This is a genomic window from Paenarthrobacter sp. AMU7, assembly GCF_041200195.1.
Classification (GTDB): domain Bacteria; phylum Actinomycetota; class Actinomycetes; order Actinomycetales; family Micrococcaceae; genus Arthrobacter.
In genome coordinates this window covers 4,513,192-4,535,544 of record NZ_CP165735.1, presented here as the reverse complement: position 1 = coordinate 4,535,544, position 22,353 = coordinate 4,513,192, and the positions used below count along the sequence as shown (strand labels likewise).

General features: G+C 63.6%; 27 protein-coding genes. 19 read left to right on the top strand and 8 right to left on the bottom strand.

Features of this window, described 5'->3' with window-relative positions; translation table 11 throughout:
- Nucleotides 1–2: 2 nt before the first annotated feature.
- From ABQM86_RS20935 to ABQM86_RS20925, 3 genes are all read left to right on the top strand, one after another.
- Entirely contained in the window at nt 3–689 is a 687-nt protein-coding gene (locus ABQM86_RS20935) for a 3-oxoacid CoA-transferase subunit A (RefSeq protein WP_369745495.1), read from the top strand.
- Between the two features lie 2 nt (nt 690–691).
- Nucleotides 692–1,360 (top strand): 3-oxoacid CoA-transferase subunit B, encoded by a 669-nt coding sequence (locus ABQM86_RS20930; RefSeq protein WP_369745494.1) that lies wholly within the window; start codon nt 692–694, stop codon nt 1,358–1,360.
- 146 nt (nt 1,361–1,506) lie between these two features.
- Nucleotides 1,507–2,310, top strand: a complete 804-nt coding sequence (locus ABQM86_RS20925) for an IclR family transcriptional regulator C-terminal domain-containing protein (protein WP_207595466.1) — start codon at nt 1,507–1,509, stop codon at nt 2,308–2,310.
- Nucleotides 2,311–2,321: 11 nt separating this feature from the next.
- Here the strand turns inward: ABQM86_RS20925 and ABQM86_RS20920 are convergent, their stop codons facing one another.
- Both ABQM86_RS20920 and ABQM86_RS20915 read right to left on the bottom strand, forming a co-directional pair.
- A complete protein-coding gene (locus ABQM86_RS20920) occupies nt 2,322–2,666 on the bottom strand; it encodes an iron chaperone (protein ID WP_207595465.1) in 345 nt (114 codons plus the stop codon).
- A 41-nt stretch (nt 2,667–2,707) separates the two neighbouring features.
- Entirely contained in the window at nt 2,708–3,106 is a 399-nt protein-coding gene (locus tag ABQM86_RS20915; protein WP_091463971.1) for a RidA family protein, read from the bottom strand.
- Between the two features lie 135 nt (nt 3,107–3,241).
- Here ABQM86_RS20915 and ABQM86_RS20910 point away from each other — a divergent pair, with 135 nt between their 5' ends.
- The 7 genes from ABQM86_RS20910 to ABQM86_RS20880 are packed head-to-tail and all read left to right on the top strand — an operon-like array spanning nt 3,242 to nt 11,445.
- Entirely contained in the window at nt 3,242–4,108 is an 867-nt protein-coding gene (locus ABQM86_RS20910) for a fumarylacetoacetate hydrolase family protein (protein ID WP_369745493.1), read from the top strand.
- A gap of 33 nt (nt 4,109–4,141) precedes the next feature.
- Nucleotides 4,142–4,624, top strand: a complete 483-nt coding sequence (locus ABQM86_RS20905) for a cupin domain-containing protein (RefSeq protein ID WP_207595462.1) — start codon at nt 4,142–4,144, stop codon at nt 4,622–4,624.
- Nucleotides 4,625–4,627: 3 nt separating this feature from the next.
- Nucleotides 4,628–5,500, top strand: a complete 873-nt coding sequence (locus ABQM86_RS20900; protein WP_280624778.1) for an acyl-CoA thioesterase II — start codon at nt 4,628–4,630, stop codon at nt 5,498–5,500.
- A gap of 58 nt (nt 5,501–5,558) precedes the next feature.
- Complete coding sequence (locus ABQM86_RS20895) at nt 5,559–7,253, top strand: AMP-binding protein (RefSeq protein ID WP_280624776.1); 1,695 nt, start codon at nt 5,559–5,561, stop codon at nt 7,251–7,253.
- A 15-nt stretch (nt 7,254–7,268) separates the two neighbouring features.
- Complete coding sequence (locus ABQM86_RS20890; protein ID WP_369745492.1) at nt 7,269–9,659, top strand: bifunctional salicylyl-CoA 5-hydroxylase/oxidoreductase; 2,391 nt, start codon at nt 7,269–7,271, stop codon at nt 9,657–9,659.
- Nucleotides 9,660–9,661: 2 nt separating this feature from the next.
- Nucleotides 9,662–11,020, top strand: coding sequence for an aromatic acid/H+ symport family MFS transporter (locus ABQM86_RS20885; protein WP_207595458.1), 1,359 nt, complete (start codon nt 9,662–9,664; stop codon nt 11,018–11,020).
- 8 nt (nt 11,021–11,028) lie between these two features.
- Nucleotides 11,029–11,445 carry an acyl-CoA thioesterase gene (locus tag ABQM86_RS20880; RefSeq protein WP_369745491.1) on the top strand — a complete coding sequence of 139 codons (417 nt, stop codon included), beginning with the start codon at nt 11,029–11,031 and terminating at the stop codon, nt 11,443–11,445.
- Between the two features lie 110 nt (nt 11,446–11,555).
- On the opposite strand, the gene ABQM86_RS20875 is transcribed toward ABQM86_RS20880, so the two are convergent.
- Nucleotides 11,556–12,089, bottom strand: a complete 534-nt coding sequence (locus tag ABQM86_RS20875; RefSeq protein ID WP_089596882.1) for a hypothetical protein — start codon at nt 12,087–12,089, stop codon at nt 11,556–11,558.
- 172 nt (nt 12,090–12,261) lie between these two features.
- Here ABQM86_RS20875 and ABQM86_RS20870 point away from each other — a divergent pair, with 172 nt between their 5' ends.
- Together ABQM86_RS20870 and ABQM86_RS20865 are read left to right on the top strand one after the other, a co-directional pair.
- The gene (locus tag ABQM86_RS20870) at nt 12,262–12,642 is read left to right on the top strand and encodes a hypothetical protein (protein WP_280624766.1); all 381 of its coding nucleotides are present in this window, start codon (nt 12,262–12,264) and stop codon (nt 12,640–12,642) included.
- 85 nt (nt 12,643–12,727) lie between these two features.
- Complete coding sequence (locus ABQM86_RS20865) at nt 12,728–13,612, top strand: PaaX family transcriptional regulator C-terminal domain-containing protein (RefSeq protein WP_207595455.1); 885 nt, start codon at nt 12,728–12,730, stop codon at nt 13,610–13,612.
- On the opposite strand, the gene ABQM86_RS20860 is transcribed toward ABQM86_RS20865, so the two are convergent.
- Together ABQM86_RS20860 and ABQM86_RS20855 are read right to left on the bottom strand one after the other, a co-directional pair.
- Entirely contained in the window at nt 13,613–14,395 is a 783-nt protein-coding gene (locus ABQM86_RS20860) for a VOC family protein (protein WP_369745490.1), read from the bottom strand.
- Between the two features lie 200 nt (nt 14,396–14,595).
- Nucleotides 14,596–15,237: an NADPH-dependent F420 reductase gene (locus ABQM86_RS20855; RefSeq protein WP_207595453.1), complete on the bottom strand. Its 642-nt coding sequence runs from the start codon at nt 15,235–15,237 to the stop codon at nt 14,596–14,598.
- Between the two features lie 114 nt (nt 15,238–15,351).
- On the opposite strand from ABQM86_RS20855, the gene ABQM86_RS20850 reads away from it, so the two are divergent.
- Nucleotides 15,352–15,633: a hypothetical protein gene (locus tag ABQM86_RS20850; protein ID WP_369745489.1), complete on the top strand. Its 282-nt coding sequence runs from the start codon at nt 15,352–15,354 to the stop codon at nt 15,631–15,633.
- Nucleotides 15,623–16,327 (top strand): HAD family hydrolase, encoded by a 705-nt coding sequence (locus tag ABQM86_RS20845; RefSeq protein ID WP_369745488.1) that lies wholly within the window; start codon nt 15,623–15,625, stop codon nt 16,325–16,327. The genes ABQM86_RS20850 and ABQM86_RS20845 overlap by 11 nt, the downstream gene beginning before the upstream one ends.
- A gap of 8 nt (nt 16,328–16,335) precedes the next feature.
- Here the strand turns inward: ABQM86_RS20845 and ABQM86_RS20840 are convergent, their stop codons facing one another.
- Together ABQM86_RS20840 and ABQM86_RS20835 are read right to left on the bottom strand one after the other, a co-directional pair.
- Nucleotides 16,336–16,764 (bottom strand): hypothetical protein, encoded by a 429-nt coding sequence (locus ABQM86_RS20840; protein WP_207595451.1) that lies wholly within the window; start codon nt 16,762–16,764, stop codon nt 16,336–16,338.
- Nucleotides 16,765–16,884: 120 nt separating this feature from the next.
- A complete protein-coding gene (locus ABQM86_RS20835; protein ID WP_369745487.1) occupies nt 16,885–17,496 on the bottom strand; it encodes an NADPH-dependent FMN reductase in 612 nt (203 codons plus the stop codon).
- A gap of 185 nt (nt 17,497–17,681) precedes the next feature.
- On the opposite strand from ABQM86_RS20835, the gene ABQM86_RS20830 reads away from it, so the two are divergent.
- The 5 genes from ABQM86_RS20830 (at nt 17,682) to ABQM86_RS20810 (ending at nt 21,441) form a co-directional block, all read left to right on the top strand.
- Nucleotides 17,682–18,878, top strand: a complete 1,197-nt coding sequence (locus ABQM86_RS20830; protein ID WP_369745486.1) for a Re/Si-specific NAD(P)(+) transhydrogenase subunit alpha — start codon at nt 17,682–17,684, stop codon at nt 18,876–18,878.
- On the top strand, nt 18,878–19,225 hold the full coding sequence (locus ABQM86_RS20825; protein WP_280624754.1) for an NAD(P) transhydrogenase subunit alpha: 348 nt from the start codon (nt 18,878–18,880) through the stop codon (nt 19,223–19,225). The genes ABQM86_RS20830 and ABQM86_RS20825 overlap by 1 nt, the downstream gene beginning before the upstream one ends.
- A complete protein-coding gene (locus ABQM86_RS20820) occupies nt 19,222–20,595 on the top strand; it encodes an NAD(P)(+) transhydrogenase (Re/Si-specific) subunit beta (RefSeq protein WP_369745485.1) in 1,374 nt (457 codons plus the stop codon). Before ABQM86_RS20825 ends, ABQM86_RS20820 begins: the two co-directional genes overlap by 4 nt.
- Nucleotides 20,596–20,683: 88 nt before the next feature.
- A complete protein-coding gene (locus tag ABQM86_RS20815; protein WP_280624750.1) occupies nt 20,684–20,938 on the top strand; it encodes a hypothetical protein in 255 nt (84 codons plus the stop codon).
- A gap of 155 nt (nt 20,939–21,093) precedes the next feature.
- Entirely contained in the window at nt 21,094–21,441 is a 348-nt protein-coding gene (locus ABQM86_RS20810; RefSeq protein ID WP_207595445.1) for a hypothetical protein, read from the top strand.
- A gap of 12 nt (nt 21,442–21,453) precedes the next feature.
- Here ABQM86_RS20810 and ABQM86_RS20805 read toward each other — a convergent pair whose 3' ends face one another.
- Entirely contained in the window at nt 21,454–22,347 is an 894-nt protein-coding gene (locus ABQM86_RS20805; protein ID WP_280624746.1) for an amino acid-binding protein, read from the bottom strand.
- Between the last annotated feature and the right edge of the window lie 6 nt (nt 22,348–22,353).

The window sequence follows — 22,353 nt, the reverse complement described above, 5'->3', positions numbered from 1 at the left end:
TCATGTTGAATTTTATTGACACTGTGGGCGAGGCTGTCGCCGGCATCAAGGACGGCTCCACGGTGATGATCGGTGGCTTCGGCAACGCCGGGCAGCCGTTCGAACTCATCGACGCCCTGATGGATTGCGGTGCCAAGGACCTGACCGTGGTCAACAACAACGCCGGCCAGGGCGACCAAGGCTTGGCGTTGCTGATCAAGGAAGGCCGGGTCCGGAAGATGATCTGTTCCTTCCCTCGGCAGTCCGATTCCTGGCACTTCGACGCCAAGTTCCACGCCGGCGAGATCGAGTTGGAACTTGTCCCGCAGGGCAACCTTGCCGAACGCATCCGCGCCGCCGGCGCCGGAATTGGTGGGTTCTTCACGCCCACCGGCTACGGCACCACCCTGGCCGAGGGCAAGGAAACCCGGTTGTTGGATGGAAAGTGGCAGGTGTTTGAGACGCCGATCCACGCCGATGTCGCCCTCATCAAGGCACTCAAGGCCGACGGCAAGGGCAACCTCGTGTACCGCAAGACCGCCCGGAACTTCGGGCCCATCATGGCCGCCGCGGCCAAGCACACGATTGTGCAGGTCTCGGAGATCGTGCCCACCGGTTCCCTGGATCCGGAGAACGTGGTGACCCCGGGGATTTACGTCAACAGTGTGGTCCGCGTCGATTCTGCCGGAACAAAAGAAGAGGTGGCCTGAGCATGAGCACCCAGACAAGCATCCAGACGTCCGAGAAGCCGCTGGGCCGCGACGAACTCGCCCAGCTGGTGGCCCGCGACATCGTTCCCGGGTCGTTCGTGAACCTGGGCATCGGCCAGCCGACGCTCGTGTCCAACTACCTCACCGAGGAACAAAACATCACCCTCCACACGGAGAACGGGATGCTCGGCATGGGCCCGGCAGCTGAGGGCGGTGACGTCGATGGTGACTTAATCAATGCCGGGAAGATCCCCGTCACCGAGCTGCCCGGTGCCTCATACTTCCACCACGCAGACTCGTTCGCGATCATGCGCGGCGGGCACCTGGACATCTGTGTCCTCGGCGCGTTCCAGGTTTCCGCCACCGGTGATCTCGCCAACTGGCACACCGGCGCCCCGGACGCCATTCCCGCCGTAGGTGGCGCAATGGACCTGGCAACGGGAGCCAAGGACGTCTTCGTGATGATGACTTTGTTGACGCGCGAGGGCGTATCCAAGCTCGTGGAGCAGTGCACCTACCCGCTGACCGGCGTCGGCTGCGTGACCCGCGTGTACACAGACAAAGCCGTCTTCCTGACAGGCCCCGACGGCGTCACCGTCCGCGAGACGTTCGGCTGCACTTTCGAAGAAATCCAGGAGCTCGTACCGCTGCCGTTGAAAAAGCCGGCCTAACAAAGGCAGAGCAGGCCCCGCAAATTCGGGCTCCTCGTTGCGAGGCCCGCTGTGCAGGGTTTCCGGGGTGCTAACCCTGCAGAGTAGGCCCCGCAAGTTCGGCCCTCTCGTTGCGAGGCCCGCAACGCACCCTAGGATTGGTAACCATGACCGACTCCGCAGTTACCCCGCAGGCCAGCGACCAGTACGTCCAGTCGTTGGCCCGGGGTCTCGCAGTGATCCGGGCGTTCGATGCGAACAACCCGGTGATGACCCTCAGCGAAGTCGCCGCCCGTACTGACCTGACGCGCGCCACGGCCCGGAGGTTCCTGCACACCCTGGTGGAGCTCGGCTACGTCCGCACCGACGGCAAGACCTTCGCCCTCACGGCCAAGGTGCTGCAGCTTGGCTACTCCTACCTGTCGGCGCTGTCCCTGCCGCAGTTGGCCCAGCCGCACTTGGAGCAGCTGAGCCTGAAACTGGGGGAGTCCACGTCCGCCGCGGTCCTGGACGGACCGGACATCTTCTACGTGGCCCGTGTCGCCACCCGCAGGATTATGAATGTCGGCATCACGGTCGGCACCCGCTTCCCCGCTTACGCCACCTCCATGGGCCGGGTGCTGCTCGCCGGCCTGCCGCAGGCCAAGCTGGAGGCTTACCTCACGACGGCGGAACTCACCCCGCTCACGCCGCGAACCGTCGCCAGCGTCCCCGACCTGAGGGCCGCCGTCGAACGCGTCCGTACGCAAGGCTGGTGCCTGCTGGACCAGGAGCTGGAGATCGGGCTGATGTCCATCGCCGCGCCCGTGTGGAACCACAACAACGGCGATAATGTGGCTGCGATCAACGTGTCCCTTCAGGCCCAGGCGGTAGCAGCCCAGCCGGATCCGGAGAAGTACCTCGATGCAGTGCGGCAGGAAGTGGTGGCCACGGCCAACGCCATCTCGCAGGACGTCTCGGCGAAGCACTAGGCCGTCACGACCTACTTCCGGATCGAAGCCAGCCGCGTCTCCAGGATCCGCCGCACCAGCGAGTCCGGGACGGGGTTGTCCGCCGAAAACCGCAGCGTCCCCGGCGACCATGAGTAGCCCCCCAGCTCTTCCGACATCTCGGGCAGGATCTGCCCACTGAACGGATACAGTGCCAGGTGCTTTTTGGTTTCCTGCACGCTCAGGAAGCCCTTGCCATCAACCAGCAGCGCGGGCATCCCGTAGCTGACGCCTTCCTCGGCCTCCGGTGCGAGCTCGCGGGCGATCCCCACAATCCGTTCAAGAATGACGCGATTGCCCGCAGCGACGCTCTCCAAGTATTCGGTGACAGTTCCCATAGGGACATGGTTCACCACAGGCGCCCGGTACGGCCAGAGGCTCAGCGCTCGGGAATGACCGCGATGCCTTGGATTTCGATCAGGGCCTCCTTCTGCCACAGCCGTGTGACACCGATACCAGCCATTGCCGGATACTGCGATCCCGCCATCTCCCGCCAGATGCGTCCGATTTCGCGACCGTTGGCCATGTAGTCGTCCACGTCCGTGAGGTAAATGGTCACGTTGACCAAATCCTCGGGTTCTCCACCGGCTTCACGCAGCGTGGTGATCACGTTGGAGAAGGCCTGAGTGAACTGCTCCACGATGCCGCCGGGAACAATGTTCATGTTCTTGTCCAGGGCCGTCTGTCCACCCAGGAAAACTGTGTTGCCGGCAAGAATGCCGTGCGCGAAGCCTGATGGCTTGGGCAGCGATTCCGGGTTGATCGTCTGGTGGCTCATGCTGTTCCTCCTCGTTGTGGCAACTGCAAAAACTTTTGGAAAGCCTCTGTGCAGATCATTTCCGCCGTGCTACGTTGAGCATATGTGACGATCGTAAAAAAGTCGACACATCGTAAAACTCGAAGGGAACCTGCAATGAAACTCGCCACCTTGCGCACGGCCAACGGAGGTACGACGGCGGCACTCGCCACGGGCGCCGACTCTTACCTCGCGCTGCCCGCCACAGACGTTGGGGCGCTCCTGGCCCAACCGGAGTGGCGTGCTGTGGTGGAAGAGGCCGCAGCATCCACGAACCAGACCGTGATAGCAGCAGCTGACGCGGACCTCGCCCCACTTCTTCCCCGGGCCGGCAAGGTCATCTGCTGCGGCCTGAACTACGGGGACCACATCCAGGAAATGGGCCGCGACCTTCCGGAGTACCCCACGCTGTTCGCCAAGTACGCGGACACCCTGGTGGGCGCAAACGACGCTGTGGAAGTCCACGGCAGCGGCCGCGTCGACTGGGAAGCCGAGCTCGCCGTCGTCGTGGGTTCTGAACTGTTCCGCGCCGATGAAGACCGGGCCCGTGAGGCCATCGCCGGGTACACCGTGGCCAACGATGTCTCCATGCGCGACTGGCAGAGCCGGACGCTGCAGTGGTTCCAAGGTAAAGCCTGGGACGGCACCACTCCGGTAGGGCCGGTCATGGTCACTGCGGATGAATCCGGCCCCCATGACGTCGAGGGCTTCAACGTCCGTGGGTACGTCAACGGAGAGCTCGTCCAGCACGGAAACACCAGCACCTTGGTGTTCGGCCCGGCGCAGCTCTTGTCCTACATTTCGCAGTTCACCATCCTGCGTCCTGGCGACCTTGTCCTCACGGGCACGCCCGGGGGAGTGGGTATGGGGATGACCCCGCCCCGCTTCCTCAAGGACGGAGACGTCCTCGCCACCGAGATCGACGGGATCGGCCGGCTGGAAAACACGTTCCGGATCCACGCGCCTGTCGCAGTCCCCGCCTAAGAAACGTCACACCACACCAAAGGAGACAAACCCATGAGCCAGACCACCACCGAATACCGCCTCGAAGGCGACAACTCCATCTATGCCCAGGCTGACGGCAAGGTTGTCCCCGTTGTCACCCGCGCCGGCGCCGAAGACACCAATACCGCCCAGTCCGGTGACTGCATCCGCGTCTCCGGTGTGAGCATCCAGCACACTCCGGCAACCAAGATCTGGTTCGGCCAGGTATCCAACACCCCCGGATACCGCTCACTGCCGCACCACCACGGTGAGGCCGAAACCGGCGGTTACGTACTCCGGGGCCACGGCCGCATCTACTTCGGCGAGGACTACTCGGAGTTCATCGACATGAAGGCCGGCGACTGGGTGTTCGTGCCGCCCTTCATGCCCCACGTAGAAGCCAACATGTCCGTCACGGAAGAACTGGTCTGGCTCACCGCGCGTACGCCGGAGAACCTCGTGGTCAACCTCGAAGACGTTGCCGACGAAACCCTCGCCGACTACCGCCGGGCCTAAGCCATGATCACTGGAACCCTAACGTCGGAGACCTTCCTGAAGGCCATCGAGCTCACGCCGGCAACGGCCGAAGTATTCGATGAAGCGTATGAAGCAACCACCCAGTACGTGCCGTGGCCAAAAGCCTACGGTGGAGACATGGTGGCACAGGCAGCGGCCGCAATGATGCGGTCCGTTGATGCTGACAGGACTCTGCATTCGATGCACAGCTACTTCATGCGTCCGGTGGATATCGGTTCCAGTGTCCGGTACGAAGTGGAGCGCCTGAGGGACGGCCGCGGGTACTCCACCCGCACCGTTCGCGGCTTCCAGAACGGCAAGCCCGTGTATGCCGCGATGGGTTCCTTCCAGGTTCCCGAGGACGGGCCGGACTTCCAGCCTGAGGCGCCTGCCGCCGTCGAGCCTGAATCGCTGCGGACGGCAGCGGAAGCGCTGGACGGGACCGAGGGAGCGGCCGCAGACTATTGGTCCACGGGTCGTAGCTTCGATATGCGGCATATTCCCGGCCCGGTATACATCGAGCTTGAAGGCGGTGCGGTGCCTCAGCAAGCCATCTGGGTCAAAGCCTTTGACGCCCTGCCCGACGACGCCGACCTCCACCGCGCGGCCCTCGCCTACGTCTGCGATTACACGATTTTGGAGCCGCTGCTCCGGGTCAACGGACTGAACTGGTCCAGCCCCGGGCTCGCCACCGCCAGCCTTGACCACTCCATGTGGTTCCACCGGGACGGGCGTGCGGACGAATGGGTCTTATATGCCCAGGAAGCCATCTCCGGCCAGAGCAACCGGGGCCTTGCCATGGGCCGCTTCTTCGACCTGCAAGGAAGGCTCCTCGCCACCGTGGCCCAGGAGGGCATGATCCGCGCCGGCGCCTAAAGAGTTTTCTACCTCCCCAACCATCAGCTTCAACGACGCACCACTGAAAGGAACGGCCATGAGCATGTTGCCATCGGCCCACGTGGACACGTTCACCCGCGACCACCTGCCGCCCGCCGATACCTGGCCTGCGCTTGAATTCACCCTCCCCGAACTCCACTACCCGGAACGGCTCAACGCTGCCGCTGTGCTGATCGACGACGCTGTCGACCAGTACGGCGCGGACCGCCCGGCCCTGTGGACCCCCGACGGCACGGTCTGGACCTACGGTCAGCTCCAGAAGCGATCCAACCAGGTGGCCCAGGTCCTCACCGAGGACCTCGGTGTTGTTCCCGGAAACCGCGTGCTCCTGCGCGGCCCCAACAATCCGTGGATCGTCGCTGCCTGGCTGGGCGTTCTGAAGGCCGGCGGCGTAGTGGTCACCACCATGCCCATGCTGCGCTCCACCGAGGTGGCCACGCTCATCCAACTTACAAAGCCGACGGTCGCCATTTCGGACCACCGGTTTGTGGACGAGCTCGCCATTGCTGCCGGGGACGACCTCACCGTCCTGACGTACGGCGCCGGTAACGGATTCGACGACGACGGCGACCTCGCCTCCCGCTGCGAGCACAAGAGCGGCAAGTTCACAGCAGTGGACACAGCCTCCGACGACGTTGCCTTGCTGGGTCCGACGTCGGGCACCACCGGGGTGCCCAAGGTGACCATGCACTTCCACCGGGACATCCTGGCCAACGCAGATACCTTTGCCCGCTACATCCTGCAGCCCACCGCGGAGGACGTCTTCGCCGGTTCGCCACCCTTGGCCTTCACCTTTGGGCTGGGCGGTTTGGTGGTCTTCCCCCTCCGGTTTGGGGCGTCGTCGCTCTTGACCGAAAAGGCAGGACCTGTGGAACTGGCGGAGCACGCCTCGCAAGCCGGGGCCACCATCTTGTTCACCGCCCCCACTGCGTACCGCGCCATCCTGAAGGAGCAGCGCGGTGACCTCCTCCGTGGCCTGCGCATGGCCGTTTCCGCCGGAGAGCACCTTTCAAAAGAAACGTGGGAGGCCGTGCACCAGGCCACCGGGCTGCGGTTGGTCAACGGGATCGGTGCCACGGAAATGCTGCACGTGTTCATATCCGCTGCCGGCGACGACATCCGTCCGGGAACCACGGGCCGCGCTGTGCCGGGATACCGGGCCACCATCCTGGACGACGACGGCAACGAACTCGGCCCGGACACCATCGGCCGCCTCGCCGTGATTGGCCCTACCGGCTGCCGCTACCTGGACGACGCCCGCCAAGCGAATTACGTGGTCCGCGGGTGGAACGTCACGGGAGACACGTTCTCCATGGACGCTGACGGCTACTTCACCTACCAGGCCCGCTCGGACAACATGATCGTCTCCTCCGGTTACAACATCGGCGCTCCAGAGGTTGAAACGGCCATTGACCAGCACCCTGACGTCGTGGAAAACGCCGTGATCGGAGTTCCGGACGAGGAGCGCGGCAGCATCGTCTGCGCGTTCATTGTCCTGCGTGAAGGCGTCACCGGCGACGCCGCGAAGCGCAAGGAAATCCAGGACTTCGTAAAGCAAACCATCGCCCCGTACAAGTACCCACGGGACGTCCGCTTCGTCACCGAACTTCCGCGCAATCCCAGCGGTAAGCTCCAGCACTTCAAGCTCCGCGACAAGGTCCTCGCTGAGGATGCCACCACGAACGCGAGCCAGACCGAACAACTTACCCCCGCCGGCCAGAGCCAGGCCTGAGAAGGAGCAACATCCATGAAAATCGCAATTGTCGGAGGCGGCCCCGGCGGTCTCTACTTCGCAGCACTGATGAAGCAGCTGGATCCGTCCCACAACATCACTCTCTGGGAACGCAACGCTGCCAGCGACACCTTTGGCTTCGGCGTCGTCTTTTCCGATGAGACCCTGGGCGGCATCGGCAACGCCGATCCCGTGGTGGCCGAGTACATGAGCCGCCGTTTCGCCCGCTGGTCCGATATCGACATCCACTTCCGTGACCAGATGATCACGGTGGGCGGACAGGGCTTCGCTGCCATGAGCCGCAAGGAATTGCTGGAACTGCTGCAGCGCCGCTGCATCGAACTGAACGTGGACGTGCGCTTCAGCACCTTGGCTCCTGCTGTTGAGGAACTCGAAGCCAACTATGACCTTGTTCTTGCCGCGGACGGCATCAACTCGCAGATTCGCGCCAAGTACGCTGACTCGTTCAAGCCAAACCTGGACATGCGGACCAACAAGTTCATGTGGCTTGGTACGGACCAGGTATTCGAGGCCTTCAAGTTCTTCGTGAAGGAAACCGAGTGGGGCGTCATGCAGATCCACGGTTACCCCTACTCGGATGAGGGCTCCACGTTCATTGTGGAAATGCACCAGGACGTGTGGCACGCCGCGGGCTTCGACGAGACCGCCAGCGAGGTCTTCCCTCCCGGTGTCTCGGATGAGAAGGCCATCGCCAAGATCCGCGAGATCTTTGCCGAGGAACTCAACGGCTACGAGGTCCTGACCAATAACTCCAAGTGGATCAACTTCACCACGGTCCGCAACGAGAACTGGCGCCACAACAACGTAGTGCTGCTGGGCGACGCGGCCCACACTGCCCACTTCTCCATCGGGTCCGGCACCAAGCTGGCCATGGAGGACTCGTTGGCGCTGGCCGCTTGCCTGCATGAGCACCCGGATGTTGAATCCGCACTGGCGGCATACGAAGCCGAAAGGCGGCCTGTGGTCGCATCCACCCAGCGTGCCGCGCAGGCATCCCTTGAATGGTTCGAGCGCATCGGGCAGTACAAGGACCAGGACCCCACCCAGTTCGCCTTCAACCTGCTGACCCGCAGCCGCCGCATCACGCAGGAAAACCTGCGCCTGCGTGACCCGGAGTTCGCTGACGCCGTGGACCGCGACTTCGCAGAATCCCAGGGACTCACAGAGGTGGCTCCGGCTATGTTCCAGCCGTTCCGTGTGGGCGGGCTGGAGCTGAAGAACCGCATTGTGGTCTCCCCCATGGACATGTACTCAGCCACGGACGGCATCCCGGGCGACTTCCACAAGGTCCACCTCGGCTCCAAAGCTCTGGGCGGTGCCGGCCTGGTCATGACCGAAATGGTCTGCGTCTCCGCAGCAGGCCGGATCACCCCCGGCTGCAGCGGCTTGTACACGGACGAACAGCGTGACAGCTGGAAGGAAATCGTGGACTTCGTCCACAGCCGTTCCACCGCCAAGATCGGTGCCCAGTTGGGTCATTCAGGCCGCAAGGGTTCCACCAAGCTCATGTGGGAAGGCATCGACCAGCCGCTCGAGTCCGGCAACTGGACCACCGTTGGGCCCTCAGCCCTGCCGTACAGCACGGAGAACCAGACTCCCGTGGAGTTGGATCGCGCCGGCATGGACGCCATCAAGGCGGAGTTCGTCGCTTCCACGGTCCGCGCCGACGAGGCAGGCTTCGACCTCCTCGAAATCCACGCTGCCCACGGCTACCTGCTGTCCTCCTTCCTTTCGCCGGTGTCCAACAAGCGGACCGACGAATACGGCGGCAGCCTGGAGAACCGGCTGCGGTTCCCGCTGGAAGTGTTCGACGCCGTTCGCGCGGCGTGGCCCGCCGGCAAGCCGGTGACGGTGCGCATCTCCGCGACTGACTGGATCGAGGGTGGCAACACTTCCGACGATTCCGTGGCAATCGCCCGCGCCTTCGTGGCACACGGCGCTGCCGGCTTGGACGTCTCCACCGGTCAGGTCGCCAAAGAAGAGAAGCCCGCCTTCGGCCGCAGCTACCAGACCCCGTTCGCGGACCGCATCCGTCAGGAAGTGGCCGTACCAGCAGGCGTGGCGGTAATCGCCGTCGGCGCCATCTCCACCTACGACGACGTGAACTCCATCCTCCTCGCAGGCCGCGCGGACCTTATCGCGTTGGGCCGCACGCACCTTTACGATCCCCAGTGGACCCTCCACGCCGCCGCCGAGCAGGAGTACCAAGGGCCCGGCGCTGACTGGATCCCGCAGTTCCGTGCCGGTCGCCGGAAACCACCCAGCTCCCGCACTGACGCCGTTCGTCCGCGTCTGTCCTTGCTGAAGGAAGCGGACATCGAAGAGGCCAATACCCACCTCCGCTGGACCCCCGAGTCCGCCGCCGCATCGGTTTTGGTGAAGTAGCCATGGCCACCGCACCCGTCAACAACTGGAACGTGCCCAAGAAGACCACCGGCCTGGTGTTGTTCTGCTGCTGGCTCGCGATCCTCGCCGAGGGTTACGACGTCGGCGTCCTCGGAGCCATCCTTCCGGCACTTGCCGAGTACAAGGAATGGAATCTCAGCCCGCTGGCCTTGGGCGGCCTGGGCTCATATGCCTTGATTGGCATGCTTATTGGTGCCCTTTTCATCGGTACGCTCAGCGACCTCGTGGGACGCAAGAAGATGCTCCTGGCCTCCATGGCCATCTTCACGCTCACCCAGGCCGGTGCTGCCTGGGCTCCGACACCGGAGCTCTTCGGACTGTTCCGGCTCATCGGTGGTTTGGGCATGGGCGGTGTCATCCCGGTGGCAGCGGCCCTCACCATTGAATACTCGGCGCCTAACAAGCGCTCCTACAACTACGGCCTCATGTACTCCGGCTACTCACTGGGCATCGTCGCAGCTGCGCTGGCCGCCCTGTTCGTCCTCCCCATGGGTGGCTGGCGTGCCGTCGTCGCCATCGGCGCAGCACCAGTGGTGCTGATTCCGATCATCTGGAAGTTCCTCCCCGAGTCATTGGAATTCCTGGAATCCAAGGGCCGCAAGACCGAGGCCAAGGCACTGGCCACCAAGCTGAACATCTCCAACTACACGCCTGTTGTTGCCGTGGCTCCCAAAGCAGGTGTACAGGCGGATCCTTGGTGGAAAACCATCACCACCATGTTCTCGCGAAAGTACCTGCGCTCCACGGTGTTCTTCTGGATCTCGCTCTTCTGCGGCCTGGTCCTCGTCTATGGCCTGAACACCTGGCTGCCAAGCATCATGAAGAAGGCCGGTTATGACCTCGGATCTTCCTTGACCTTCCTCTTGGTCTTCAGCCTTGCTTCCGCGATCGGTGGCCTGCTCCTGGGCCGTGCCGCAGACAAGTACGGCAAGAAGCTCATCCTGGTGGTGTTCTACATTCTGGGCGGCTTGGGCATCATGCTGCTCGTCTTCCCGAACACCATGGTGGTCAACCTGCTGTTCGTCGCCTTCGCCGGTGTCGGTTCCATCTCCACGTCACTGGTGCTCACCGGGTACATCGCCGACTACTACCCGGCCAAGGTCCGTGGCACGGCAACGGGCTGGGCCCTGAGCTTCGCCCGTCTGGGTGCCATCTCCGGGCCGTTGATCGGCGGCTGGATCGCAGGCTCCAAGTTGCCTTTCGAGGCCAACTTTGCGATCTTCGCCGGCATCGCAGTACTGGCAGCCGGTGCTGTGGCGATGATTCCCAAACCACAGCCTGAGGTGCCCGTCGGCGTCGTCGACGTTGATCCCGACGACGCCACCGTCAGCGCCCGCTAGGAGCCAGCATGGAAACGTTTCCGGAGGCGTGCGTCGAGCGGACGGTGGAATGGGTGGACACCGACGCCTCCGGACACCAGCACAACTCGGCCATCCTGCGCTGGGTTGAGGCTGCGGAGGCCGAGCTCTTCCGTTCGCTGGAGTTGCCGGACTATTTCCCCAGCGCTCCCCGCGTCCAGCAGGTGGTTAATTACAAGGCCAAGCTGTGGTTCGGCCAGCGCATCACCGCCACCGTGAAGGTCAGTGCGCTTGGCCGAACCTCGCTGACGCTGGCTTTCGAGGTAACGTCCGACGCCGGTGATGTCGCGGCGTACGGGACGGTCACCACCGCGTATGTCCCCCAAGGCGCGACGTCGGCGCAACCTTGGCCGGAACATCTGGTCCGCGCCGTCAAGGCGGAACGTGCCGGGCGAATTACCGAATAGCCCCGCCGAAATGGCAGTAGGTGACAAGGCCGGATTCTGGGACTGTCACCTACTGCCGTCCCAGCGAGGGGCTGGGGGTTTTCGCGGGGTGGGGTGCGCGGGGCGGTTGGCTAGCGCAGGCCCTTCAGAATGTTCTTGGGCCGCTGCATCTCGCCGTGCTTGGCACCAAGGATGATCACCCAGGCAGCGAATGCAGGAATGGCCCACTGGAGCGCCTTCAGCTGCGTCTGGGCGGCCTTCAACTCGTCAGACGCGCCGGCGCGGGGTTCGGTGGCACCCTCAGCGCCCTCGCCCGAGAGCTCATCAACCTTCTTGCCAACAACACCTGCGTACAAGGTGACGGCAGCTCCCGCCAAAGTCACCACAGTCTTATAGACAGTGTTTGCGGCCACGTTGTCCTGCTTGGCGATCCGGCCTTTGTTCTCCCAAGCGATGGCCAGATCCGAGGCCAGGTGTCCGGCGAACGCTGCTGTCTGAACGGGAGCCCATTTACCCCAGCCTTTGCTTGAGAGGCGGGTGCGCTCGGTGGGATCCTTGGCTTCTGCTGCGGCACCGTTCAGTCCGATGGCCCCCATCAGCGAGCCGCCGAACCATGCCGCGGCGGTGAGGTCGTGAAGGGAACGGGCTACGAGATTTCCTGCCATGATGTGCTTCCTGTCGTTGATACGGAAAGAACCTTGTGAGGCGTGGGGCCTCGAACAGCGTCCATCTATAGTAAGCATGCTTACAAAGATGCGGCCAGTCGCAATGGATTTTTCGTTCCGCGTTCATGTCAGGTTCGCGGACGGTGCGGCGCCGGGCGGTTACGCTTAGCCGGTGGAGCAGCTCTACGCGATTCTCGCGTGCATAATCCTTGGTTGTTTGGCCGTTTTCCAAGTGGCTTTGGTTGCTGGCGCGCCTATTGGACGATTCGCTTGGGGCGGACAGCATGACGTCCTGCCGCGGAAACTGAGGATCGGAAGCATCGTCTCCATCCTGCTGTACGCCCTCTTCGGCTATACGGCTTTGGCGCAGGCCGGCCTCGTGCCGGTGCTGGTCAACCAATCCTTTACCGGGGTTTTCATGTGGGTCCTCACCGGCTACTTCACCTTGGGCGTCGTCATGAATGCGATCTCACGCAGCAAGCCCGAGCGTTTCGTCATGACTCCTGTGGCGCTGGTACTCGCAATCCTCTTCCTTCTTCTTTCGCTGGGCTGATCCGGAACATCGGCGGGGACCATCACCGCACCTATGATGAACTGGACTGGCGCCTGATTGGGGGCGCGGAAATGAGGATCCTTCGATGTTCGCCGTCCCGGCACCCCCGGTGCGCCACCAGCAGTTGCTCGTTACGATCTTCGGCCTCTATGGCCGGAACGCGGGCGATGCTTTGCCGGTTTCTGCGCTGATCTCCATGCTGGGTTCGCTCGGTTATGACGCTCCGGGTGTAAGGTCGTCGGTCTCCAGGCTCAAGGCCAAGGGCGTGCTGAAGAGTGTCCGCGAGGGTGGAATCGCCAAGTACAAGATCTCCGAGTCCATCAGCGATGTGTTCCGTGAGGGTGACCGGCGGATCTTCGCACCGGAACCGCCCGCCCCGGTGGACACGTGGGTCCTTGCTGTTTTCTCAGTGCCGGAATCCATGCGCAACCGCCGTCACCAGCTCCGTTCCGCGCTGCTGGCCTTGGGGTTCGGTTCGGTGGCCAACGGGGTGTGGATCGCGCCGGCCCACAAGCTGGAGCAAGCCCGGGAGCGGCTTACCGCCGGGGGGCTCATTGAGTTCGTGGACCTGTTCCGGAGCGACTACGTTTTTGACGGCCCCATGAGACCCAAGATCTCGGAATGGTGGGACCTCAAGGAGCTCGATGAGCAATTCACCGAGTTCCTTGGGCTGTACGAAGGTGCGGAGCAGCAATGGACGGAGAAGGTAGGCGACGATCCCGAGAGGGCTCTGGCTGATTCCACCGAAGAGCTGCGCCGTGACGCCTTCCGCTATTACATTCCCATGCTCACCATGTGGCGTAAGTTCCCGTACCGCGACCCAAACCTCCCCACCGACTACCTTCCGCCGGAATGGCACGGTCCGGCGGTGCGGAGGACGTTCCAGGCAGTTCATCGTCTGGCGGCACCCTTGGCCGCGGCCCACGCCCACGAGGTCATCGCGGAAGCCCTGGACCCCGCAGCAGCCTGATTAGTCGCTGGTCCGCGGTGCGTCGATGACGCCGAACACTTCACCCTGCGGCGCCCGGACCACCACCATCCGGCCCAGGGTGGTTTCCGCCACGGGGCCCAGCAGGGTTGCGCCCAACTCGACGGCCCGGGTTGCCGTCCCCGCCACGTAATCGCTGGCGAACCAGGTCATCCAGTGGGTGGGCGCGTTTTCTGGAAGTGCGGTGTCGTGCTGCATCCCGCCCACTTCCCGGCCGTCCGAAGGGCGGCGGAATGTGGAGTAGACCAGGCCCTCTTCGGTGACATCCTGGTAGCTGACGTCGAAGACCTCCGAGTAGAAGGAGCGGGCCGCGGAATAGTTGCGGGTGTGAAGTTCATTCCAGCACAGGGAGCCGTGCTCATTGACGCGTTCAGCGCCGATGTGGGTGCCGGCCTGCCAGACGCCGAACGCCGCACCGACACTGTCGGTGGCCAGGGCCATGCGGCCCGACTCCATGACATCAAAGGGCGGGGCCAGGAGTTGCCCTCCGGCCGTGTCGATCTTTTTCGCCGTGAGGTCAACATCGTCAGAGGCCAGGAAGGTGGTCCAGGCTGTGGGCATGCCGGGATTTTGTTTGGGGCCCAGTCCGGCCACGGCGCGGCCCCTCAGATGAGCCAGGACGTAGTCGCCGGATTCCATGCCACCTGACACGAACTCCCAACCAAAAAGGTCTCCATAGAAAGTCTTCGCGGCATTAAGGTCGTCAACACCCAGGTCCACCCACATGGGGGTTGCGGCGGGCCAGCTCGAAATCTTGGTGGACATGGGACTCCTCGGGTCGGGGCGCTGGGGGCAACTGCTTCCCCAGGTGCCTGATGCGCCAAGCGCCTGAGGAAGCAGCCACCCATAAAGTGCGCCACGGACCCGGTTTATGACACCGTTTCCATCCCCTTTTTCAGGGGAACAGCCCAGAACAAGGCGGCGGGCAAGCGCCAGCCGCTTGCCCGCCGTCGTGCGTTGTTGGTTTAGACCGTACGGGTCGCCTTGGCGAGGTTGTCCTGGAGCTCGACGGCGGTCTGCCGGATGACGTACGCTGGGCGGTCGCGTTCGACGCGCCAGCTGTCCTCCAGCGGGCCGATGTTGACGGTGTCGAAGCCGAATTCGTCGTACAGCTTGGTGACCAGCTCGGCGGCTTCCGGGAAGTCGCTTGAGGTGGCCAGCGCGCGGCGGTTGGGCGTGCCGGCCGGGGTGCCGTCGGTGGTGATGTCCTTGGCGAAGATGTGATTGAAGCCCTTGGCCACTTTGGACGTGGGGAGGTGCTTCTGGAGCAGGCCGGACGTGGTGGCTTCGCCGTTGTCCAGCTCGGGGATGCGGCCGTCGCGTTCCCAGTAGTAGTTATTGGTGTCGATGACGATCTTGCCCTCGAGCGGCTCTGCCGGGATGCTCTGATAGTTCTTGAGGGGCACGGTCACGACGGCGAAATCGCCCGCCGCTGCTGCCTCGGCTGCCGTGGCGGCACGGGCGCGCGGTCCCAGTTCCGCAACGAGTTCGCCGAGTGTTTCGGGTCCCCGTGAATTGCTGATCACGACGTCATAGCCCAATTCCACGGCCTTGCGTGCAACCTGGCTGCCAATGTGTCCTGCACCGATGATTCCGATTGTTGTCATGTCCTTGCCAACAAGAAGTTGCAGGCGCCTAATTCCCGCGTGACGAAATATGTCGATCAGCCCTATACTAAGTAGTCTTACTATGGGGTGGGTTGTTGAGGCAAGGAGGTCGGTATGGCCGGTCATTTGGAACTGGTAGAGACCCCCGACGGAGGATTTCGCATTCTGGTGTTGGACGGCAGCGACGAATTGATGGGGCTTTCAAAACGTTTTTCCTCGCTGGACGAGGCCGTTGATGGAGTCGCTGCCATGAGGGAAGTGGCCGGGACGGGCCTGTTGCGAACGGGATCCCCCGAGCGGTATGCCGTCCTCATGATCGAGGAACCAGTCACCGACCCTGCCCTTGCGGCGCAGGGCATCCAGACCAAACCGAAGGTGGTTGGCAATGACATCTGATTCAGCATCACCAAAGACGCGCGGGGTCCTCTTCGATGTGGACGGCACGCTGATTGATTCCAGCTACTTCCACGCCATGGCGTGGTGGCAGGCGTTCCGGCGTGAAGGCTTGGACATGGAGATGTCCGCCATCCATCGGCGGGTGGGTATGGGAGGCGACCGCCTGATCCAGAGCCTCGTACCTGACTGCACCGAAGACCTGCAGGAAGAACTGAAATCAGCCCACAGCGCAGTGTTCTCAACGTTCTGGCCTACGCTGCGGCCCTTCGACTCCGTCCGCGACCTCCTCTCAGCGTGTTCTGAGTCAGGGCTGGCAGTGGGTTTGGCGTCGTCAGCACAACAGCGGGACCTTGAGGTCAGCAGGCATATCCTCGACGCCGGATCCTCCATCGATGCGTGGACCAGCTCCAACGACGCCAAGGAGAGCAAGCCCGCGCCGGACATCCTGATCGCCTGCCTGGAGAAGCTTGACGTCAGCCCGGAGGATGCAGTTTTTGTTGGCGACGCAGTCTGGGACGTCATGGCCGGTGCGGCCATTGGTGTTCCCGTGATTGCTTTGACCTGCGGCGGAATCAGTGAGGCGGAGCTGCGTGACGCAGGTGCCGCAGAGGTCTATGACAATCCGCGGCACCTGCTGGAGCACCTGGAAAGCAGCATCATCGGCCGGTTGGCGGCGGGCGCTCCCAAGGCGTAGCCCGTCGCCTAGCGCGGCTCGTCGCTGATCCCCTTGTCCCGCCCGCGCCGATTGCGCGCGGTCCAGATAATCAAGGCGATGATGATGACTGCGGCTACTCCGGCCAGCACCCATGGCGTGGCGTCGGTGCGGGTCTGCTCTTGGGGGCCCGATTCTCCCGTCCCCGGATTGGCGGGCCCACTACCTGCCGGATTCGGCGAGCTGGGAGCCCCGGATGATGGCGCCGGGTTGGTTGGTGTTTGCGTCGAGGGGCCGGAGGGGTTGGTGGAATCCGCTGTGGGTGTCGGTGTCGTGGCGGCTACATTGCCTTGGACCGCGCTGCCTTGGACCGCGCTGCCCTGGACGGCTGGCGCCGCGTTGGCTGCGACCGTTGCAGGGAGCATGGACCCTGCGAAAAGGGCCACGGCCAAGGTAGTGGTGGCTAATCTTCGAAACATCGATACCTCCAAGGTTTAGGGGCGTGAATCCTCGTACTCGTAAGGATACTGACTAAACCGTGGTGGTGGGTGATTTGCCGGTGCAGCCACCGGGGGGACGTAACCCGCACCCACCGGCCTCTACCGCGTGAGCTTGGCGGAATCCGGTTCCTGGTCCCCGATGTGGCCCGGGGCGTTGGCTGCGAGGACACGCTGCACGAACGCGCTGTATTCCTCCATGTAATGCCGCAACAAGGCCGCGGTTCCCTCGTCCTTAACTGACCCGTCGTCGTCGTACGCGTCTGCGACGAAGCGGATGTAAGCCTCAGGTGCGTTCAGCTGCGGCGCGTCCAGGAAGCTCAACACGCTGCGCATCGACGACTGCATCACCGCCGTTCCAATGCCGCCTGGCGATGCGCCGATGATTCCCGTGGGCTTCCTGGCGAATGAGTTGGTGCCCCATGGGCGCGAACCCCAGTCGATGGCGTTCTTCAATGCGCCCGGAATGGAGCGGTTGTACTCAGGGGAGATAAACAGGATGCCGTCCGATGCGGCGATGGCATCCTTCAGTTCCCGGCCCGCCGGCGGGAAATCGGCGTCGTAATCCGAGCTGTAAAGAGGCAGGTCCTTGATGGCGATCTCATGGAACTCGAGCTCCGCAGGCGCGACGCTGATGAGCGCCTTGGAGAGGACCCGGTTGATGGAATTGCTCGCCAGGCTTCCGACGAAGTAACCGATTTTGAAAGTGTCCATTGCGGCGTTCCTTTCCGACGGCACGGCCGGAACCGGCTCGTCGACGGTGTGGTGACTGGTTGCCCCAGCTCTTACCGACCCTAATTGACTTATGCACATAGCGCAGCCCCTACTCCCGCCGGGACCTTTGCGGTCATAGACTCATGCCAACTGAGTTCTGGAGAATTCCGGAAAAGGGGTGGCGGGTGAAAGCAGGCATAGCGCGCGAGAGGCTCGACGGTGAGCGACGTGTGGCCGCAACGCCGGAAACGGTGAAGCAGCTGGTGGGGTTGGGGCTGGAGGTTGAGATCGAGTCCGGTGCGGGGCTGGCGTCCGGGCATGGCGACGACGACTACCGGGCGGCGGGCGCCGCTGTGGTGCAGTCGTTGGTTCTCGGATCGCTTGATGTCTATTGCCACGTACGTCCCATGGAACCGTCGACGGCGGGAGCCCTCCGCCGGGGTTCGGTCACCGTCGGGTTGGGGTCGCCGTCCTCGGAGTTGCCTACGGTGCGGGCGCTCGCCGCAGGTGGAATCACGTCCTTTGCCCTCGAGCTGGTTCCCCGTATTTCCCGCGCCCAATCCATGGATGCGCTCACTTCGCAGGCCCTGGTGGCCGGCTACCGCTGCGTCCTCGAGGCGGCCATGCGTTTGCCCCGGTTCTTCCCGCTGTACATGACGGCGGCCGGGACCATCCCGCCCGCCAAGGTGCTGGTGTTGGGTGCAGGTGTTGCAGGACTGCAGGCGATCGGCACAGCCAAGCGGCTCGGGGCCAGGGTTTCCGCCAACGACATCCGCCCGGCTTCGGCGGACGAAGTAGCGTCCATGGGCGGCACGTTCATCAAACTGGACCTGGAAACCGCCGAGGCATCCGGTGGATACGCCCGCGAACTCAGCGCAGACCGCGGCGCGTTGCAGCGGGCACTCCTGGCACCGCACGTTGCCCAAGCCGATGTATTGATTACCACCGCCGCTGTTCCCGGGAGAAGGGCGCCGCTCCTGGTGAGCCGCGAGATGGTGCAGGGTATGCGCCCCGGCTCCGTGGTAGTGGACCTGGCGGCCGAATCCGGCGGGAATGTTGAGGGAAGCATCCCAGGGCAGGACATCCCCGTGCCCACCGCTGACGGCCAAGGGTTCGTGACACTGGTGGGAATCAAGGACCCAGCCTCCGCGATGCCCGCAGACGCTTCCCGCCTCTACGCCAAGAACGTGGCCAATCTGCTGGCGCTCATGACCAAAGACGGGACGGTCTCCCCGGACTTCGACGACGAAGTAGTAGCGGGCACCTGCCTCACCCACCTCGGCGAAGTCAGGCACGCACCCACCGCGGAGGCACTCAGGGCGCTCGCAGGCGAAACAGCACCCGTTGGCACAACCCGTCCCGGAACTGAAGGAGTGCGCTGATGGATGGCATGAGCCTGCTGACGATCACCGTGCTGGCCGTGTTCGTGGGCTTCGAGGTTGTTTCCAAGGTTTCCAGCACCCTGCACACGCCGCTCATGTCCGGCGCGAACGCCATCCACGGCATCATCCTGGTGGGAGCCATCATCGTTGCCGGACAGGCTGCTGACCCGTGGGTGCTGGCAGTAGCCTTGTTGGCTGTCGTCCTTGCCACGGCCAACCTAGTGGGCGGATTCGTGGTGACCGACCGCATGCTGGAGATGTTCCGCGGAAGGCAACGGCCGCCGTCGAAAGTTGAGCCGGCTGGTCCGGGCTCCGCCGAAGCCGTGACGAAGGAGCGCCAACCGTGACGCTCCTCAATCCCACGTGGACGGCACTCCTCTACCTGGCTGCGGCGGCGTGCTTCATCCTCGCGCTGAAGGGGCTGAACTCACCGAAAACGGCCCGTCGCGGCAACCTGATTGGCGCCTTGGGCGCCTTGTTGGCCGTGGTCACGGTTTTTGTCTCCGTTAAGTTGGACAACGTTCCCTGGATCCTCGGTGCCATTGCGGTGGGTTCAGGTGTGGCGGCGCCGGTGGCCCGCCGCGTGCAGATGACGCAAATGCCACAGCTCGTGGCCCTCTTCAACGGTGTTGGTGGTGGTGCTGCTGCGCTTGTTGCCATGCTGGAACTCTCCCACTCAGACGATCCCTGGGTTCGCCTGGCCATCGTCTTTACGCTGCTGGTCGGTGCGGTGTCCTTCGCCGGTTCCGGTGTCACGTTCGCCAAGCTCCAAGGGCTCATGACCACCCGCCCCGTCACATTCCCGGGCCTGCCCGCACTGATGGCTGTGGTTCTACTGGCTGCGGTGGGTGCCGGTGTAGTGGTGATCCTGAACGGCTCGCTCGCGCTGGCGCTGGTGCTGTTGGTCCTGGGTCTTATTACCGGCATCCTCTTGGTTCTTCCGGTGGGTGGCGCGGATGTTCCGATCGTCATCTCGCTCCTGAATGCCTCCACCGGCTTGGCTGTCGCGGCATCGGGGCTGGTGCTGGGCAATGTTCTTTTGCTGGTCGCCGGAACGTTGGTGGGAGCCTCGGGCACCATCCTGACCCGGGCCATGGCGGCGGCGATGGGCCGGAGTGTCGCCGGCATCATGTTCGGCGCCTTCAAAGGTGGCTCGACGGCAGGATCCACCGCTGTGAGCGAGCGGCCAGTGCGGTCCTCCAGCGCAGAGGACGTTGCAGTGCTGCTCGGCTATGCCCAGCGGGTCATCATTGTGCCGGGATACGGGCTTGCGGTCGCACAAGGACAGCACACCGCGGCCGAGCTCGCCCTGGCGTTGGAAGCCCGCGGAATCGACGTGGATTTCGCCATCCATCCCGTGGCAGGACGTATGCCCGGACACATGAACGTGCTGCTGGCTGAGGCCAACGTGCCCTACGAATCGTTGAAGGAAATGGGCGATATCAACTCCGAATTCAAGACCGCCGATGTTGCTTTGGTGGTGGGCGCCAACGACGTCGTCAACCCTGCCGCGAAGACCACCTCCGGCTCACCGATCTACGGAATGCCCATCCTTGAAGTTGCCGACGCCCGGCAGGTGGTATTCCTCAAACGCTCCATGCGTCCGGGATTTGCCGGTATCGAAAACGAACTCCTCTACGAACCCCAAACCACCTTGTTGTTCGGAGATGCCAAGGATTCACTGACCAAGGTCCTGGGCGCGGTGAAAGGACTCTAGGAAAAACCCGCGAACCGCGTCATGTACTGGCCCGTGGCGGCACAAGTCTTTACAGACAGTTTGTCAAGCACCGCTAGGAGTCATTGACGTGAAGGACAGCAACAAAAAATCGTCGACCGGGACGCCTTTCAGCCACATCGAAGGCAGGGCCGTGACCAATTGGCGGGTCCTTGTGGGCCAGACGGTGGAGGTCTGGCGGTACAACGAGGTAGTGGACCAAGGCTGCGTGGAGTCCGTCACCTATGACGGCAAAGTCCTCTGGCTTGCCCAAAGCGGTCCCATAGAGCGGAGGTTGGTGGAGAAAGAGCGGGGAACCGGTCTCAGGATCCGGCTGGTGGACTGACCGCTATGGCTGGGCGCGGTAGCTGAGCCTGAGCGCCGGGGCTGCCATTCCGGCCCTCCGACCCAACGGCCTTTCCACCCGTCCGCCGGCGTCCTATGCTGGGCTGCACGAGCTTCCGGATTCAGCCCAAGCCACCAACCCCAGCGAGGTGCGCCATGACAGTGAAACTCAACAAAAAGGCCTTTGACCATGCGAAGCGCCTGGTCACGGACGGCAAGGTGGTCAAGGACACCCGAGACGACTGGAGTGAGCACGCGCCCTCCACCAAGGACGAAAATGCCTTCCTGGACAAGCACGGGCACGCCGAATACTCCAAGTGGTTCCTCGGGGTGGACGACGACCACCCGGATGACCAAAAGGGCCACTACAAGTTCCCCATCGGTGATTTCACGAAGATCCACCGCTGTGGTGTGATCGCCGCCGAGAGCAGGGCCGGCCAGTACGACTACGACGACATCCGGGATGCCCTGGGGAAGCTCCTCGAGAAGATCGACCAGGACTGAACGCTGTGGGGTTCAGCAGCGCGCTCTCTCCGGGGCCGCCGGGCTGTGCGCCAGGATCTCCGCGAGCTCAGCCAGCCTATGCGCACGCGCGGACTCGGCCGGCGTGAACGGTTCGCCGGGTCGGGAAAAGACCAGCGGGCCATTCCAGGCCGTGGGGATCTTGAGGACGTCCGGTGAAGGCCCGACGCCGGCGCTCGTCTCGGGCGCCGGATGCTCCGGATCGCTCGGGACGACTTTGGCGGAAAGCAGCTCGGCCACTGCATGCGGAAGTTCCTTCGGGTTTCCGGCAATCCGGGTCGCCAGGGTCAGTGCTTTGGTCTGGCCATCTGCCATGGCCAAAGCGGTGGTGGGCCAAACAAGGGACCCACACCCGCCGCCGTCGGCCAGGGCTTTCAACAGTTCCTGCTCGGTGACGTCCCCCGGGGCGGAGAGAACAAACTCGTCCATGACAGTTCCGATGTGTCCCGGGGCGAGGGACCCGGCTCTCATCACCGGGTGGACGTGAAGGCTGAGGATGTTCGTGCCCAACTTGGCCAAGGACTGTGTGACCGTCTGCAGTGAACCTGGCTGGTCCAGCAGCACTGTCCGGGCCCGCCACAAGGCCGGCGCCAGATGTAGTCTGTGCCGTTGGCGGAGGGCCGGCGCGTGCAGCCAGCCCCGGAGGACCTTGGCAGCTGAAGGTTCGGCCACCCAGATCACCAAAACGGTGGCGGTCACTGCAAGCAGCAGGACCTTGGCCACGTAGGGGAGGGTGGTTCCCACCACGGCCGCATGAACCAACAGTTCGATAGGAAGCATCACCGCGATGTTGGCGAGGGTGAGCCGGGCCTTGGGAGGTTCAGGCAATTGTCCGCAGACATCACACAGAAGATCCGCGGTGACGGAAGTGCTCGGGTTGGGCTTCATGTTCCC